Origin of the sequence: Marinoscillum sp. (assembly GCF_040222955.1) — a bacterium.
Classification (GTDB): domain Bacteria; phylum Bacteroidota; class Bacteroidia; order Cytophagales; family Cyclobacteriaceae; genus Marinoscillum.
Genome location: NZ_JAVKCA010000008.1, coordinates 406492 through 423314, shown reverse-complemented (window position 1 = coordinate 423314; position 16823 = coordinate 406492). Strand labels below are relative to the sequence as shown.

The 16823-nt window shown below is 44.4% G+C and carries 13 protein-coding genes; 5 read left to right on the top strand and 8 right to left on the bottom strand.

Features of this window, described 5'->3' with window-relative positions; genetic code table 11:
• The 3 genes from RIH33_RS07865 to RIH33_RS07855 form a co-directional block, all read left to right on the top strand.
• Positions 1–2684: PKD domain-containing protein (locus tag RIH33_RS07865; protein WP_406658701.1), on the top strand; the 2684-nt coding region annotated here is incomplete at its 5' end.
• 109 nt (positions 2685–2793) lie between these two features.
• Positions 2794–3282: an Lrp/AsnC family transcriptional regulator gene (locus RIH33_RS07860; RefSeq protein WP_159585235.1), complete on the top strand. Its 489-nt coding sequence runs from the start codon at positions 2794–2796 to the stop codon at positions 3280–3282.
• Positions 3279–3785 carry a phosphoribosyltransferase family protein gene (locus RIH33_RS07855; protein ID WP_406654586.1) on the top strand — a complete coding sequence of 169 codons (507 nt, stop codon included), beginning with the start codon at positions 3279–3281 and terminating at the stop codon, positions 3783–3785. The genes RIH33_RS07860 and RIH33_RS07855 overlap by 4 nt, the downstream gene beginning before the upstream one ends.
• Positions 3786–3798: 13 nt before the next feature.
• On the opposite strand, the gene RIH33_RS07850 is transcribed toward RIH33_RS07855, so the two are convergent.
• The 8 genes from RIH33_RS07850 to RIH33_RS07815 all read right to left on the bottom strand — a co-directional run bounded on the left by RIH33_RS07850 (position 3799) and on the right by RIH33_RS07815 (position 14465).
• Entirely contained in the window at positions 3799–4842 is a 1044-nt protein-coding gene (locus RIH33_RS07850; RefSeq protein ID WP_406654585.1) for a hypothetical protein, read from the bottom strand.
• The gene (locus tag RIH33_RS07845; protein ID WP_406654584.1) at positions 4842–5915 is read right to left on the bottom strand and encodes a glycosyltransferase family protein; all 1074 of its coding nucleotides are present in this window, start codon (positions 5913–5915) and stop codon (positions 4842–4844) included. Before RIH33_RS07845 ends, RIH33_RS07850 begins: the two co-directional genes overlap by 1 nt.
• Before the next feature lie 32 nt (positions 5916–5947).
• Positions 5948–7321, bottom strand: coding sequence for a sensor histidine kinase (locus RIH33_RS07840; protein ID WP_406654583.1), 1374 nt, complete (start codon positions 7319–7321; stop codon positions 5948–5950).
• Positions 7311–8690: a sigma-54-dependent transcriptional regulator gene (locus RIH33_RS07835; RefSeq protein ID WP_406654581.1), complete on the bottom strand. Its 1380-nt coding sequence runs from the start codon at positions 8688–8690 to the stop codon at positions 7311–7313. Before RIH33_RS07835 ends, RIH33_RS07840 begins: the two co-directional genes overlap by 11 nt.
• Positions 8691–8838: 148 nt before the next feature.
• On the bottom strand, positions 8839–10272 hold the full coding sequence (locus tag RIH33_RS07830) for a TolC family protein (protein WP_406654580.1): 1434 nt from the start codon (positions 10270–10272) through the stop codon (positions 8839–8841).
• Positions 10269–11618 carry an HlyD family secretion protein gene (locus RIH33_RS07825; protein WP_406654579.1) on the bottom strand — a complete coding sequence of 450 codons (1350 nt, stop codon included), beginning with the start codon at positions 11616–11618 and terminating at the stop codon, positions 10269–10271. The genes RIH33_RS07830 and RIH33_RS07825 overlap by 4 nt, the downstream gene beginning before the upstream one ends.
• A 1-nt stretch (position 11619) precedes the next feature.
• Positions 11620–13794 carry a peptidase domain-containing ABC transporter gene (locus RIH33_RS07820; RefSeq protein WP_406654577.1) on the bottom strand — a complete coding sequence of 725 codons (2175 nt, stop codon included), beginning with the start codon at positions 13792–13794 and terminating at the stop codon, positions 11620–11622.
• Positions 13791–14465, bottom strand: coding sequence for a TetR/AcrR family transcriptional regulator (locus RIH33_RS07815; RefSeq protein ID WP_406654575.1), 675 nt, complete (start codon positions 14463–14465; stop codon positions 13791–13793). Before RIH33_RS07815 ends, RIH33_RS07820 begins: the two co-directional genes overlap by 4 nt.
• A gap of 318 nt (positions 14466–14783) precedes the next feature.
• Here RIH33_RS07815 and RIH33_RS07810 point away from each other — a divergent pair, with 318 nt between their 5' ends.
• Both RIH33_RS07810 and RIH33_RS07805 read left to right on the top strand, forming a co-directional pair.
• The gene (locus RIH33_RS07810; RefSeq protein ID WP_406654574.1) at positions 14784–16034 is read left to right on the top strand and encodes an efflux RND transporter periplasmic adaptor subunit; all 1251 of its coding nucleotides are present in this window, start codon (positions 14784–14786) and stop codon (positions 16032–16034) included.
• A gap of 36 nt (positions 16035–16070) precedes the next feature.
• Complete coding sequence (locus RIH33_RS07805; RefSeq protein ID WP_159585224.1) at positions 16071–16784, top strand: ABC transporter ATP-binding protein; 714 nt, start codon at positions 16071–16073, stop codon at positions 16782–16784.
• Positions 16785–16823: the final 39 nt, after the last annotated feature.

Sequence of the window (16823 nt, the reverse complement as noted above, 5' to 3'; positions counted from 1 at the left end):
TGGAGGATGTATTTGAGTTGTCGTTGGTTCATGATGGATTTGACTGGCGTCTTTTTGGAGCAGGGCAGACCAGTGATTTTATGCGAGGAGACTTTGGAGGGGATTTGTCTTCATCACCTGCGATTGAACCGGTAAGCCTTGTGATCACGGGCCCCACGAGTCTGGAGTTTCCGGAGGGTTCTGGTGTAGGAATGATACTGGATTACTCTACGGGTCAGCTGAAGAGATTAGACTATGGTTACAGTTGTTCATTGTCGGAGCGGTATTCACAGGAGGAGACACCATTAAATGTGAATTATGAAGTTTCGGGCTGGCATTACATTACATTGAAGGTGACCGATGCATCATCCAACGTGGCTTATGCAGTGGATTCTGTATATGTAAAAGAGTTAATAAGTCCCGACATCAGCTTCACGGTAGATGAGAGCCGCTGCATAGCGAATGCGAACACCTTCACATCAGAGAGCAGTACTCTTGAGAACATAGTGAGTTATAGTTGGGATTTTGATGGTGATGGGGTAGAGGATAGTAGTGAACCTAATCCTACGTATCAATTTTCGTCGGCCGGTGAGTACACGGTTATTCTCACGATAGGCGATGGTTCATCATGTGGAAACACAGCAAGGGAAACCATTATGGTTTATGCAGGACCTCCTTCTCCCGATTTTTCTGTTGACCAAACTGCCTATTGCGCCGGAGAGGATGTCACCCTAACAAACCTATCCGATGATGCCGCTTATGGTGAGGGTTTGACTTACCACTGGTCTACAGAGTTGGGAGATACCACCTCTATAGCTCCGGTGTTCAACTTTGATCAGCCAGGGGAGAAGACCATCTCACTTTATTCCTCCATTCCCGGGTGTGACTCGGAGATTCTGACCAAAACAGTGTCAATCCTTGCACTGCCAGAGATAGTATTCCAGGCCGATACGGCCTGCCACGGAGAATTTACTGAATTCACCAACCTCTCAGAAGGAACTTCTTTTGCCTGGACATTTGGGGATGGATTTACAAGCAATGCCAAATCCCCGGAGCATTTTTACACAGAGCCAGGTCTATATGAGGTAGCCATCTCCAATATCGATGAGAATGGTTGTGAAAACTTCCTGGCTAAACAGGTAATCGTCGGGGCCATTCCGGAGGCCGAGTTTGAGTACGACATAGCATGTCAGGGTGATGAAACCATTTTGTCAGATGTATCCATAGTCAATGGTGCAGACATTGTGGAGTGGGAGTGGTACATAGAGGATACGCCGGTTTCGCAGGATAAAAACCCCGGGGTTTACTTTGATCGTGAGGGGTCGCAGACGGTGACGATGACCGTTGTCTCCTCCAATGGCTGTACCGCTTCTTACAGCGAATCCATTGATGTGCTGGGCCAGCCCCAGGTAGACTTTTCTGTTGAAAGGGCCTGTCAGGGCGATTTCACCTCATTTGTAGATCAAACGACCAATCCAGATCAGATTATTAGTAGAACGTGGCAAATCAATGGGGAGACTCAGGCCTCCGATAATGATACTTTGAATTATGCGTTTGTGGAGCCGGGCATTTATGAGGTGAGTCTGATGGTGAATAACAGGAGCCTTTGTACTGCGGAGCAGACCAAAACTATAGAAATATTGGCACTACCGGAGCTGGATTTTCTCATCGATGGTGTTTGTGAGAATGAACTGATTACGGTTTTGGATCAGTCAGTGGCAATAAATGATGCGATTGTTTCCAGGAGGTGGTTGTTGAATGGGACCTTTATCGGCAATGGGAGTAAAATTGAAATACCTGCAGATGTTAGTGGCCTGCATGACGTCACGCTGGAAGTAGTAACCAAATTTGGCTGTTCACTTTCCCGCACAGAAACCATTGAAGTCTATGCCAGACCTGAGGTAGCTTTTACTCCGGCCAACGACTTTGGGGTGCCTCCTTTTTCTTTGGTTTTTGAAAACGAGACCATCAACGGACAGTCTTACAAATGGTATATAAATGGAGATCTGACCTCTGAAGAAATGACCCCATCGCTGAGTTTTGGAACGGAAGGCTTACAAACAGTGAAATTGGTAGCTACGAACGAAAACGGCTGTATGGACAGTTTAAGTACTCAAATTGAGTCTATTTTACCGGTAGTGGACCTGGTGGTGAATGAGATACAGCTGATCGAAGACAGAGGCCTCCAGAAAATCCTGTTAGATGTGAGCAATAAGAGCAACCTGCCCGTTGAGCTGTTTGAGGTACAAATCACCCTTGAAAATGAATTTACCCTATCGGAAAATGTAACCAGGCGGATCAATAAAGGAAAAGATGCGGTAATTGGTTTAAGTGTCAGCCTTCCTTCCATATCCAATCTGGGCTACCTGTGTGTGAGCCTTGTGGCTCCCTACAATGTTCCCGATCAAATACCGGAAAATAATGAAGGTTGCATTAACCTGGAAAGCCGAACTATTTTTGAACCTGCTTTCCCCAATCCCGCAACTGACCGTACCCATATCAGGATGATTTTGCCATTGGATGGTGACGTGGAACTGACCATACTGGACTTGTCAGGACAGGTAAAGCAGCAGAAAACCCTCCCTAATCGTCCTTCGGGGCTTACTACCTTCACCATTGATCTTCAGACCCTGCAGTCAGGTACCTATTTTATTGCCATTAAATACAATGGTGGGAGTCACCGGATACGCGTAATCAAGCAATAATCACTGCTTTTAGGGGAAATGGCAAATCGATTGTTTATTCGAAGAGAATTAGTCGAAAGAATCCAAATATTTATAATTATTATTACCTTTGCAGCAAATAAAATTTGGAATGAAGTTAAATTCACTGCACTTAAAGTTAGACGAGATAGACAGGAAGATTTTAGAGATTTTACAATCAAATGCTAAAATCACCAATGCCCAATTATCAAAGGATATAGGCTTATCCCCGGCCCCAACGCTGGAAAGAGTAAAAAAGCTTGAAAATTCGGGTATTATTAAGAGTTATCACGCCAAACTAGATACTGAGCGAATTGGGCTCGGTGTTCACACATTCGTACAGGTCACATTAAAAGGCCACAACAAAAAGAACATTGATATCTTTTTGGCTGAAATCAATCAGATTCCTGAGGTGATTGAGTGCCATCACATCACTGGATCGGGCGATTTCATTTTAAAAGTGATCTCCAAGGATATTACCTCATATCAACGATTAATGCTGGAGAAAGTAAGTGAGATAGATGTCGTAGACAGTTTACAGTCTATGGTCATTCTTTCTACTTTCAAGGATAGCAAAGTGATGCCTGTGCCATTGTCATGATAGCTGCACAAAACCTTATTTTATCAGAAGTACAAGTTAATCAAATCATCAGGCGGATAGCTTTTGAGATTTATGAAAACAACTTTGATGAAAAAAGCATCGTAGTTGTGGGCATTTATGACAAAGGCTATTTTCTTGCTGAAAGGATTGTGCATGAGCTTTCCGCAATAGCGGATGGGGTAAAGATTAGTCTGATTAAACTTGAGATAAATAAGGAGAAGCCACTTTCATCGGAGGTCACACTGGATGTGCCCTCCAAAAACTTAAAAGGGAAAGTGATCATTTTGGTAGACGATGTGCTCAATACGGGTAAGACTATGGCACACAGCATGAGTGCCCTGCTGGAGGTGGAAGTGAAGAAGCTTCAGATAGCCGTATTGGTGAATAGAAGTCATAAGCAGTTTCCACTTTCTGCTAATTACAAAGGGTACGAGTTATCCACCACCATAGACGAACACGTGGATGTGAAGCTGGAAGACCCGGTAGGGGTCTTCTTGTATTGAAAGCTTCTGTCCTTTAGTAATCTTTGTACAGTTCGGGCTTTTTGATGAGCATTTCCAGGCTCATTTCCACCAGTTCACCCATATTCTTGCAGTGAATGAACTCCGTTTCTTCATAAAACTCCGCTAATTCTTCACCTAACCGAGCCACATTTCCGGGTTTTGAGATCCGATCATGGGTCATCGCGCTGAGCAGGTCATCTACCCTGATTTTTTCCACTTTTACTCTGTTGGCAATCAGTGAGCGCTCCTCACGCTGGTACTGACGCACAGTTTCAGGTGTCAGGGATTTCAGGCCAATCTTAATGATGGGGTTGTTTTGCTTGAAATACTGGGGTAAATAGATGGCTCTGCGCCCTTCATAAGATTGTTGGTCAAAATCTATGGCCCTCAGTCGGTAATCTACTTCTTCAAAATCCGGGGTGATGTCAATGACAAAATTGCTGGAGTGCATATCTCCGAGTAGCCGTACAAAGCACCGTTCATTGAACTTCACAAATTCTTTGGCCAGTCGGGTCTCATTCAGATTAGGGTCATTCAGATGGTTTTTGATAAACTGTTCCGCCGGAATACCTACTATGTGTTCTTCTATGAGCGTGTCCTTGTAGACTACATAGCTGATTTTATTGGGAGAAAGCAGGTGCTCCAGTTCCAGCCCGTAGATGCGGGAAGCATCCGCATTTTTGATGTAGAAATAGTCAAAGTTATCGTTGATCCGATTGACAATTCTCACCCTGAATGGCTGTGTATTGCCATATACGCACAGGTCTACCCGGTCAATGAAGAGGTGATCCATGACCCCTACATCCCCATCGGCTTTCATAATGGAGTAAATCTTTTTCAGGGCAAAATAAATATCCGCCATATCGTCCTGCGGATATAGTACAGTCTCCCACAGGGTATCATTACCATTTCTGTCATACAGAGGGATGGAGTTGTCATACCTCAGAAGGGAGTCATATGCGATGGGTAAGGCGATTTCCCGATCATACTTATTGAGGTAAGTTCTTAGCCTGGAGCTGATCTTATACGGAATTTTTTTCTTACTGATGATGGCCATTACTTCAGGTATTTGGGAAACATATCGGCTGCCTGGTCGGCCCACTGCTGGAAGCGCTCGCTAATGTCGACATGGTGAGGGAGATATTGATAGAGCTTTTCAATATTAAAAGACTCACTGAAAGTGCCTGCGCCAGCCTTCATGGCATCCACCGCATTACATGCCTGCTCATAGTGGCCTTCCACTGGTACCATCAGTATGGGCTTGCCCATGTACATCGCTTCACATACGGACTCGAAACCAGCTGTGGTCACATAGCCTTTGGCACTAGCCATTTTATCGATGAATTTCTCGTCGTTTAGCTGGTGATAGGTAAGGGTAGTATCTATTTGATGCTCCTCAGGCATCTCTTTTTTGTCCCAAAAACAATGCAAGGCCTGATTGGGAAAGGCCTGATGAAATGTTTCCACTTCGGAAGAGTATCCGGGGTTGACCATATATACCAGAAAATGATCCCCACTCGATACTTGAGCTTCCTTTACCTCATCTCTGAGGAGCGGGGGTACCACATACAGTTTTTTCTTTGGCACATCAGGAAAAGGCTGAAAGGAGAGTGCCAATACCTTGCTGGCCCCCAGGCTGGTGATTTTATTTCCCATTTTGAGGGAGAGTTTATCCAGTTTCCGCTTTGGAGGAAAATCAAAGTCGGGATGGCTAATCAGGTACTGATGGGCAATACAGATAAACAGTGCTTTGGGCCTCCGTGAGAAATTATACAGCCCACCCAGGAAATCATAAAAATTGATAATGACATCCGGTTGATCTTCCTGCACAATCTCGTCAATACGGTCCATTGATTTTTTATAGATAGGGGCTTTGATCAGAGAGTACACAATCGTGCGAAAGGGCTTCACGGATTTCTGCTGCTTATCGGTGACAAAGTTTGGACTCTCCAATGGCACCACTTCGGCTCCAATTTTGTCTGTAAAAAACTGCGGAATCGATCTTCGCTCACTTTTGCCAACAATCACCCTGGTGATTTCATGGCCATTGAGCCTGAGGATTTTGGCTAGTGAAAGCGCCTGGGTCATGTGACCTCTTCCTTCGCCTTGTATGATGAAGATGTATTTCAAGTGGTTTCTGATTGAGAAATTAAGATAGTGATTTACTGAGAGAATTTCAGGGTGAACTCCGTGCCATCGTTAATTACAGAGCGCACGGCGATGGATCCGCGGTGATTTCTCATGATCTGTTTGGATAGGCTCAGCCCAATTCCGGATCCACTTTTTTTGGTCGTATAGAAGGGTATAAAAATCTTTTTGAGAGCTTCCTCTTCTATACCAGGTCCATTGTCCCGGATAGAAATGAGCGCACCTCCTTCAGGGCGTTCAGATGCCTTGATCCACAGGGTTTTTTGGAGCTCCTCATCGTCCACTTCTCCCAGTGCCTGGATGGCATTTTTGACAATATTGATGACCACCTGCTCTATTTGCTGTTCATCTATCTGAATGTAAAGCGAATCAGGAACATCCTGTACCAATTGCACACCGGTTTGCTGAAAATCGTGCTTGAGCAGCGAAACCACGTGCCCAATCAGTTCTTTAACGCATACCTGAGAGAAGTTGGGGAGGGTGATATGAGTCATATTTCTGAAATCGCCTACAAATTTGATCAGGCTCTCACTTCTCCTGTGAATGGTGTGAAGGGCGGTGTGGAAATCACTGATTTGCTCATTGTCTATCTGATTAATGTCCTGGCCATTGTCCAGCCACTCTTCCATCTCTGATTCGATAGTACGGGCCAAAGAGGAGATGGGGGTGACCGAATTCATGATTTCGTGGGTGAGCACTCTGATCAGGTTTTGCCAGGCTTCCATTTCCTTTTCTTCCAATTCACTTTGGATGTTTTGGAGTGAGATCAGCTTAAACTCTTTCCCCCGCAAGGACAGCTCTATGGCATAGATGGCCAGCTGTATTTCGTCTTCATCAGTTTTGGCAATTTTTACCAGATCCCTTCCGCCAGTGCGAAGTTCGCGAAGCGTGGTGACCAGTTCTTCGTTAATCACCTTTAGTTGTTTGATATTCTTGAGGTGCTTTACCCCTAAAAGTGTACGCGCAGTGGTGTTGATGATCTGCACCTCACCCTGAGCGTCAAAAGTAACAATCCCGATCCCAACATGCTGAACGATGGTCTTGAGGTACTGATAGCTGGCTTCATTTTCGGCCCTGATTTCTCTGAATTTTTTGATTACCGCGTTGAACTCATTATAAAGTTCATCGATGCTGGACCCCTCTTTTCTTTCAGGGTAGGTATGTGAGAAGTCGTCCCATTTGATGCTTTGCAAAAAGCCAATGGTCTCCCTGTTGGACTTTTCGAGAAAATAAAAGAGGTAATAACCCTGGACACCAATGAGTAGGAATATGAGAATTTTACTGAATGTATAGCTCTCGGTATAGAAGAGGTTGGCAAACAGAAAGATGGTGAGGCCGAGCAGAATGACCCGGCCTATTAGTTGATATCGAAATTTGTTATAACCCATATTTCTCCAGCCTTCTGTAGAGTGAGGCTCTGGTCAGGCCCAGTTCTTTTGCTGCCTTTGAGATGTTGCCATTGTGCTTGTTTACAGCGCGCTGGATCACATTTTTCTCTACCTCATCCAGGTTGAAATTATCAGCCTCTACCGTGTTATTATTTTCAGGCTTTTGGGCCAAAAAGAAAAAATCATCCGGGTTGAGGATTTCCGTGTCACTCATAATGATCGCTCGCTCTATGGCGTGCTGGAGTTCTCGGATGTTACCAGGCCAGCTATATTTTTGGAGTTTCTTGATCGTATTTGGAGCGATCCTGGAAATGTTCTTTCGGTATTTCTGATTGTATGTTTCCAGAAAATGATTGGCCAGCAGTGGGATATCATCCAGTCGGTCTCTCAGCGGGGGCAAATGGATCTCTACGGTGTTGATGCGGTAAAGCAGATCCTGTCTAAAGGTGCTTTCTCCTACCATTTCATAAATAGGCATGTTGGTGGCACAGATGAGCCGAATGTCTATGGGCAGGGACTGGTTGCTACCTATCCTCGTGACTTCACGTTTTTGCAGGGCAGTGAGTAGTTTGGACTGGAGCGGCATATTCAGGTTCCCTATCTCATCCAGGAAGAGTGTGCCATTGTTGGCGATCTCAAATCTTCCGGCCCGATCCTCTTTGGCGTCAGTGTAGGCGCCTTTTTTATGACCAAATAATTCACTTTCAAACAAGCTTTCGGTGATGGCACCCATGTCCACACCTATGAATACATTGTCTTTACGTAGTGATTTTTGGTGAATGGCCCTGGCAATGAGTTCCTTTCCAGTACCGTTTTCGCCCAATATCAAAATGTTGGCATCAGTCCCGGCTACCTTATCAATGATCTTGAATACTTCTTTGATTTCGTTGCTCTCGCCTATGATGTTTTTGAAAGCCAGGTTGCTGTCTTCCTGTAGTTGCTTGCTGGTTTGCTTCAGCTGAGAGACCTCCTTATAGGACTCCTTCAGTTTGGCGGCACTATTGAGTGTGGCAATTAACTTTTCATTTTGCCATGGTTTGAGCACAAAATCTGTGGCTCCGGCCTTCAGGGCCCTCACGGCCATTTCCACATCGCCAAAAGCGGTGATGAGCACTACCACGGCCTGTGGGTCTTTATCCAAAATCTGCTCCAGCCAGTAGAATCCTTCTTTTCCACTGGTGATGTCCTTACTGAAGTTCATGTCCAGCAGGATGAGGTCATATGTGTCGTTGTTGAGCAGAAAAGGTATTTTCTTTGGATTCTTTTCGATCAACACTTCCTTGGCGTGTTTCTTCAACAGCATCTTGGCTGCCAATAGCACATCCTCATCATCGTCTATTATTAAAATCTTACCTAGTTCTTTATCCACGGTAGCAGTGTTTTGTGTATTTATTGAAATTATAACGAATGAAAGTCAGAAACTATGCCAACTAAGGAAAAGCCACATGCTTTAATCCCAGGCCTATTTTCGGAGTTTTTACTTGTCCGTAAATGTACACTTATTTCCTGAGGTGTTCTTATTCGTACAGTTCCTGATAAGAAAGATTTGGAAGTCCTACTTCGTATGGTAGCTGATACCTCATTTTCTCAAACTTCACCAAGGCCTCAAGGGCTTTGATCTGGGCTCCAATGTATTTTTCCTGCTGAATGTTCAATTTAAAGAGATCGCTTTCTCCGCTTTCAAGGTTAAAAACCTCTGCCTCAAATAGAAGCCGATACCCCCTTGACATATCCGAAAACTGTTTTGCCAGGATCTGGTTAGTTTTCAGTTCGGCATAGATGCTCTTTAGTTGATTACTGAGCGCCAATCTTGTTTGGGTCATTTCAAACTCAATTTGCTCCTGATATACTCTGTTTTTTTGCAGTTTCCCACGTTCTTTTCTGAGTAGAATAGGAATGCTAAAATCAACCCCGAGCTTGTAATTGTTATCCCAGTCAGGGGTTTCGTATCCGTTGTTATTGAATGGAGCGTCTATAAGCGAGTAACTCAGATTCAGTTCTGGCTTCAGGCTTTCTCTGTTCCACCTTTGCTCTACTTCGAGCTGCTCTCTTTTGGTGTTCAGCTTTCGGAGATCCGGGTGATTACTCAGAGCCCACTCTACCAGCCTTTGAAAACCTGAATCTGTCGGCACCATAAAATCTGAAGTTTCTGCCACTGGAAATGTGCCGTTTGACAGCTCGAGCGGAATCCCCTCATCACTCCAGAGGTGAACCGAAAGTGCCAGCTTCGACTGTACTAACTCTAATTTGGCCTTTTCAAAATCAGTTTGGCGACTTTGGTAAGTTATTTTGGCCTGAATGGTATCCACTACGGCGGCTTCTCCATATTCATAATCCATGTTAGTTCTCGCCAGTACTTCCTGTGCTATTTCAATAGCGGATGCTGTAAGCTCATATTTTTTGTAGGCCAAATACCAGTCCCAGTAGGATTTGGATATGGTAAGTAGGGTTTTGTTGATCAGCTTTATTTTTTCTACTTCAGCCAGCCCGGAGAAAAGTTGGGCCTGGGTCACCAGCATTCTTCTTTCATCTATAAAAAGTCCCTTACCGATGGGCAGGCTAACACCCGCAGAGACCTGCCAGTAGTCCTGGCTGCTGCTCACATAGCTTTCCGGGTTAATGTGTTCTCCCTGATTTCTGTATACTTCTACTTTCGGATCAAGTGGGAACCAGGTGGGTATTTTTAAGGTATTATTGAATTTTTCGTAGTACTCAGTCTCATTTAGGTTTTTGACGTTATAGTTGGACTGTATCTTGGGATCAAACTGTCCTTTCGTAAACAGTAGCTCCGCTACGGCCATGTCATCTTGCAACCTCGCTTGCTTGATGATCGGATGGTTGACCTTGGCCAGAGTATAGACATCCCCCAGACTGAGGGCTACTGAATCTGATGATTGAGCACGTCCGGTGAATGCAGCCAGTAGGAATAGAATGGTAACCTTAATCCTCATTTTTTGGAAGCATTTGTGGTTTGCTGATTTTCATAAATGCTCGGCGGGAAGCCGTTGAGTTGTCTCCATAGCTCAAACCAGATAGGTACATCGTCGAGCATGACCCACCCTTTTATACCTGAACCCATACGGATCTGCTCCGGCCAGGGGTCGGTATCAGGATCAGGGGCCACCAGTATTCTGAAGGACCCCAGCTTGCTATCTACCCGGTCTATGACGCTTACAATTCCACCAAAGGTGCCCACGGAGGCATTGGGCCAGCCAGAAAACTGCAGTGCAGGCCATCCATCAAACTGAACCCGGACCTTGCGCCCGGTGCTTATGAATGGCAGATCCATGGCACGTACATGCATTTCTGCTGCCAGATCGTCGCTTTCGGGAATAATGGAAGCCACTGCTTCGCCCTCTTTTATGGTTTCTCCGATTCCAGCCTTGAGGGCACGTACGATGTAGCCCGTTTGGGGTGCAATAATTTGATATTGCTGGTTTCGGATTTCCATGTTAGTGTATTCGTTTCTGATTTTAGCAATCTCTCCTTCTGTTGCATATATATCCGCCAGTGTTTCACTCACGGTGGACTGAGCCTTACTGATCTTGTCGAGGTATTCTGCCTCGGTACCCGCAATGCTGATTTGATAATTGATAAGTTCGGTTTTGCTCTGAAGCCATTTATTCTCAGCGGAAATCAGTTTGGCTTTGCTTGCCTGAAATTTGGACTCTATTTCCTGAAACTTGGTGAGGGTGATATTTCCTGCCTGGTATCGGTTTTGGTTTCGATCGAAAGTATTCTCCGCATTGGCAAATTGAATTTTTTCAGACTCAAAGGCGATGCTGTCAACCTCCAATTTGAGAATACTCTGGCTGAAATAGTTTCTGGCCTGACGTAGTTTAATGGTCCTGGTCTCTTGCAGGGCCCTGATTTGCCTTTCGAGGGCTTCTTTTTTGGATAGTTTGGCTATCAGTCCCTGTTCTTTGGCTTCAAGTTGCTGACTGAGTCGTGTCAGTAGGTTAGGATCAAAGTACTTGTCTTTAACTTCAGACAAGGTAAGGATCGTGTCTCCTTTGGTTACATATTGGCCCTCTTCAATATTCCAGACTTTTATTCGTCCGGAGATGGCACTTTCTATGGTTTGAGGCCGGTTTTTAGGGCTTAGGGCGGTCACTTTGCCAGCTCCGCGAATGTTTTGCTGCCAGGGTAGAAACAAGAAAAGTAAGCTGATCACCATCAAAGAGGAGATGACCTTAGCCAGAAGACGTCCCATGCCCGGGGTTTTCAGTGTATGAAGGGAATAGAATTCCCCTTCCTCCATCATATCGTCTATTTTATCGTCAGATATATTCAGCATCTCAGTAGATATTTTTAAGAATATTTTCGTTTTTCAAGACGTTTTCGAAGGTGTCGTCAGCGATGATTTTACCCGCATCCATATAGATGACCCTGTCCATGGCGGCCATAATCAGGGGATCGTTGGATACCACAATGAGTGTTCTTTTTATTTCCGGATTGGTGAGTATCTCTATAAGTCTGAGGCGTTCATGTTTTTGAGCACTATTGAAGAAATCATTGAGTATAAGTAGGGAGGGTTGCTTAGCCAGGCAGCGGGCCAGGATAAGTTTATTGATAAATGAACTGCTAAAGCCCTTGCCGGCACTCCGGACAGGTGTGTTGAACCCTTCCGGCCACTCATGGATCTGATCAGTGAGCCCTACTTTATCCATGGCTTCCATGGCCATACTCATATTGGAGAAGGGTTTCCCCACAAGGATATTATCCAGGATGGTTCCTTCAAAGATGTCCTCCTGAGACACATTTTTGCCTATTTGATCTCTAAGGTGGGTTCTGTCCAGGTCCTTCAGGTTATACCTGTTATAGGTGATCACCCCGTCATAATCGGTGTGTATACCCGCAATCACATTGGTGAGGGTGGTTTTCCCCGAGTTACCTCCTCCTGAGATGCATATTTTTTCACCAGGGGCTATGCTCAGGTTAATGCCAGTAATAGAAGGATGCTTCCTGTCAGGATAGGTGTACTGGAGGTTTTTTATTTCTACTGAGAGGCCATTTTCATTGAGCTGACTGGCAGGGATATCAATGCCTCCTGATGGCTCCAGGGGTAAGTCCGTCACCTGAGCAATTTTATCAACGGCAGTGAGCATGTCATAGACCACGTCCATGTACATAATAATTTTCTCTACCGAGTTGATGATCAGGATGATGATCACTTCTGAAGCAACAAATTGCCCCAAAGTAATTTCCCGATTGATCACAAGGATCGTTCCAATGATCAGGAGTCCTCCTGTCACCACCACTTTGAATAGTAAGATGAAAGAGTATTGCTTGATCAGTACTTTGAAATGAGCACTCCGGTGTTTGAGGTAGCTGTTAACATTCAAATCAGTGTTTTTGATTGGAAGATTAGTGTTACCCGACAGCTTGAAGGAATACAAGGTGCGAGCCATTTCTTCCAGCCAATAGACAACTTTGTACTTGTACTTGGATTCTACAATGGAAGATTTGAGCCCCTGGGGACCAGTGAGATAGAAGATGCTAAACAAAGTACCCAAAAGGCCAAGACCGAAAAACACAAAAAACGGATGATAAAATGACAACAGGATCAACCCGAATATGATTTGAATAATCCCTGTAGACAAATCGATCAGCAACTTCGGTAAACCCTTCTGAAGTGTGATCACATCAAAGAACCTGTTCATTAGTTCTGGCATGTGGAGGTTGAGTACCGACTCCATTTGTATCCGTGGTACTCTAAAAGCGAACTCGAAGGCCGCTTTGGTAAACACTCTTCTTTGCAGGTATTCCACAATAGTGATTTGAAATACCTGAAGCACACCCGTAGCTATGACACCCAGGATGATAAAGGCAATGAGCACATACACAGAACTAAATAGTACACCACCACTGATAAGTTCTATGGCAGCTTGTATGCCTAGGGGAAGCGTAAGGCTCAGTAGTCCTATGAGGGCTGCATAGATGTAGACATAGAGAATATCCTGACGCTCAGCGGCGAGCAGCTTGTAGAGTCGGTATAAGGCAGAAACCGGGGTTTTGTTCTGATAATCCTTCTGAGAACTCACCAGACTTTGATGATCAAAGATGGCCAGGAAAATGATTTCAAGTTTTTCCGTACAGGCCATATCGAGGACCCCCAGATCATCTCCTTCCCACTTTTCTATCCCTTCTTCCCGTATTTTGGTGAAAAGGTATTTTTTCCCTTTTCGCCGGATAATGACCGGCGCCAGTTCATCGTCCTTGGCAAATACCATGATCGGTGCGCCGTGGCTACTCATCGATTTCAGAAAGAGCGGTTCTTTGAGATGCTTTTCCAGGAAAATAATGCCGCAATCATTTCCGGATTCCACCATATCCCGAATGAACTCAACCAGATCAAGGTTATCATATTCCCGGAAGTTCCTTTCCAGGGATTGAACAACATCACTCGAGAGTTCTAAATTTAAGTAACCCGTACACTCCTGGATTACTTTGATGATCTGATGATTATTCATGCTTCAATAGTTTGAAAGATCATTGATTTCAGAAATTCGTAATTGGCTGCATATGGATCACTTTCTTTGCTAAGTTCAGTGAGTGAAGGAAGATGCTCCGCAAAAAATATTTGCTGATTGGCCACTAGCATTGCCGTGCTTACAATGGTATTCGGATATGGATAGGCTGGATTGATTTCAGTAATGAAAGTAGCTATTTTTTTACATAGGGACTTGTACCCCCTGAAAAAACCATCCTTATTATCCTCATCCACCTGCTTGGTAAGGTATATTTTGTCAGACTCGGCAATCACGATTTTATGCAAGGCTTCTTCATTGATATCAGGGAACGCTGGATCCTTCATCTTTTTTTCCGTGATTATCCGTAGGGCATGGCACAGTTTTGTTTTTGGATCTTCCAGGTTATGAGTTTCATATTCGATGCGATAGTCCAGCCAGGCCCAATACCAGGTGATTAGGTATACCAAAAGACGGTGCTTATTTTCAAAGTACCTGTAAACTGAGGCCTCGGTGGAGTCTATTCTGGCAGAAAGTTTTTTAAAAGTGAAACCTTCAAACCCCAATTCGTGAATCATTTCGATACTGTGCTGAGTAATCCTCTGCCCCAACTCTGAAGATTGAGGATCTTTTGAATAGAGGTTTTTGTTAAGCACTAGTTGTAAAACAACCATATTAAGTCTTTTTACTTCTAAAGATAATAGTAATACTATCAACGTTTGGTTATCCACTTTGTTTAAAACTTTGAATTGTCATAAAAAAGGTTATTTTTGATATCTATTAGTTCTTTTATTTTGAGTTTTTGACCTTTAGGTTCAGTCCGGGAGCGGATTGAACCTTTTTTTATGCCCGATAGCGGACAGTTTCCTGTTCCATTTTGTACAAGCCTGCGGATACACTTTCATCTGCAATTACCTTAACTTGCTATCTTTCAGGAAGATACAATCATTGGCACTTTAATTGGCATAGGGGGGACAGACTAGACAAAGAATATGGACCGAAAGATTCAAAAGAAAAAGTGGACGCTAAAGCGCATCGCCACCTGGGGTGGAGCCAGTGTATTCGTCATCTTCATTTTATACAGTTTTATTTTTGCTGATGGCGGCTCCCGCCTGAACGTAGAACGTGAAAAAGTGAACATAGCCACCGTGATGGAAGGTGAATTCAGAGAGTTTATCCCCGTAGATGGCTCGGTGATGCCCATTAAAACAATTCGCCTGGATGCGATAGAAGGCGGCGTGGTAGAGAAGAAGTATTATGAAGGTGGAATCCTGGTGGACAAAGGCGACACTATTCTGAAACTTTCTAACAATGACCTTTTGCAAAATTTCGTGCGGGAGGAAACTCAGGCATTTATACTGATGAATAGCCTGGAAAACACCAAGCTGAGCCTGAAACGAAACCAATTTGAATTGAAGCGCAACCTTATAGAGCTTGACTATCAGATCGATGAAGCCAAAGACGCTTATGCCAGGGGTAAGGAACTTTATGATGAAAAGATCATCTCTGAGCAAGAGTATCTGAATCTGAAGCGGGCTTATGATCGCCTGATCGACAGTAAGGTTATTCAGATCGAATCAGCCAAGTTTGACTCGCTGAATGCTCGCCTGCAGATCGCCCAGGCCGAATCCACACTCAATAGGACCAGGGATAACCTGGAAATGATCAAGAAGAACCTGGATAACCTGTATTTCAAAGCGCCGATATCGGGTAGCCTGAGTACGGTCAATGCAGAGGTGGGCGAATCCATCTCTCCGGGTCAGAATATCGGTCAGATAGATGATCTGAATGGCTTCAAAGTAAGGGCCGCCATCGACGAACACTATATAGCGCGGATTTATCAGGGGCTTTCCGGTACGTTCGACTTTGCCGGTACTTCCTATACGCTGGAGATTTCAAAAGTATATCCAGAAGTGGCTAATGGTTTGTTTTCTGTGGATATGGTTTTTACAGACACCATTCCACAAGGTATCAGACGTGGGCAGACCCTCCAGATCAGGTTGCAGTTAAGTGAAAATATTACCGCCGTACAAATACCCAGAGGTAGTTTCTATCAAACCACCGGGGGCAACTGGATTTTCGTGCTGACTGCTGATGAGTCTGAGGCCGTGAGAAGACAAATCAGGCTGGGAAGACAGAACCCAAGATATTATGAAGTGATAGAAGGCTTGCAACCCGGAGAGAAAGTTGTAGTCTCTTCTTACGAAGGGTATGATGACAAAGACAAACTAGTATTTAAATAATAAACCTAATCGACATACAAAATAAAATCTTAGACAATGGAAAACTCTGAAGCGTTAATCAAAACCGTGGGACTGAAGAAGTTCTACTATACAGACGAAATAGAAACAACAGCCCTGGCTGGTGTGAACCTGGAGGTCAAAAAAGGTGAATTTGTGGCCATAATGGGCCCGTCTGGCTGTGGTAAATCCACTTTGCTCAATATCGTGGGCTTATTGGATAACCCATCTGAAGGAGAGTTTCATTTTACAGATCAGGAAATCTCAACCTATTCTGAAAGAAAGCGAGCAGAGCTCAGAAAGGCCAATATTGGCTTTGTGTTCCAGAGCTTCAATTTGATTGATGAGCTGACTGTTTATGAAAACATTGAGCTGCCACTTATTTATCTGAAATACTCATCTTCTGAGCGCAAGAAGCGCGTGGAAGAAGTGATGGAGCAAATGAAGATCATGCACCGCAGAAATCACTTCCCGCAGCAGTTGTCTGGTGGTCAGCAACAGCGTGTGGCCATTTCGCGAGCCGTGGTGGCCAAGCCCAAACTAATCCTGGCGGATGAGCCAACGGGTAATCTTGATTCTGCCAACGGACAGGAAGTAATGAACCTGCTCACCGAACTCAATGAAAACGGAACTACTGTAGTGATGGTGACACACTCTCCGTTGGATGCCGAGTATGCACACAGGGTTATTCACTTGTTTGACGGGCAGATCGTTTCTGAAAACATGAATGCCAAAGACAACGCTTTAGTTTAATTACTTTTTGTATGCTCAAGGCCGATCCCCTTTGGGACG

What these genes read in the sequence shown, in the direction of transcription:
- RIH33_RS07815 (WP_406654575.1), bottom strand. Translation starts at nt 14,465, where the DNA reads ATGGTTGTTTTACAACTAGTGCTTAACAAAAACCTCTATTCAAAAGAT.
- RIH33_RS07810 (WP_406654574.1), top strand. Translation starts at nt 14,784, where the DNA reads ATGGACCGAAAGATTCAAAAGAAAAAGTGGACGCTAAAGCGCATCGCC.
- RIH33_RS07830 (WP_406654580.1), bottom strand. Translation starts at nt 10,272, where the DNA reads ATGAGGATTAAGGTTACCATTCTATTCCTACTGGCTGCATTCACCGGA.
- RIH33_RS07855 (WP_406654586.1), top strand. Translation starts at nt 3,279, where the DNA reads ATGATAGCTGCACAAAACCTTATTTTATCAGAAGTACAAGTTAATCAA.
- RIH33_RS07850 (WP_406654585.1), bottom strand. Translation starts at nt 4,842, where the DNA reads ATGGCCATCATCAGTAAGAAAAAAATTCCGTATAAGATCAGCTCCAGG.
- RIH33_RS07860 (WP_159585235.1), top strand. Translation starts at nt 2,794, where the DNA reads ATGAAGTTAAATTCACTGCACTTAAAGTTAGACGAGATAGACAGGAAG.
- RIH33_RS07840 (WP_406654583.1), bottom strand. Translation starts at nt 7,321, where the DNA reads ATGGGTTATAACAAATTTCGATATCAACTAATAGGCCGGGTCATTCTG.
- RIH33_RS07825 (WP_406654579.1), bottom strand. Translation starts at nt 11,618, where the DNA reads ATGCTGAATATATCTGACGATAAAATAGACGATATGATGGAGGAAGGG.
- RIH33_RS07805 (WP_159585224.1), top strand. Translation starts at nt 16,071, where the DNA reads ATGGAAAACTCTGAAGCGTTAATCAAAACCGTGGGACTGAAGAAGTTC.
- RIH33_RS07820 (WP_406654577.1), bottom strand. Translation starts at nt 13,794, where the DNA reads ATGAATAATCATCAGATCATCAAAGTAATCCAGGAGTGTACGGGTTAC.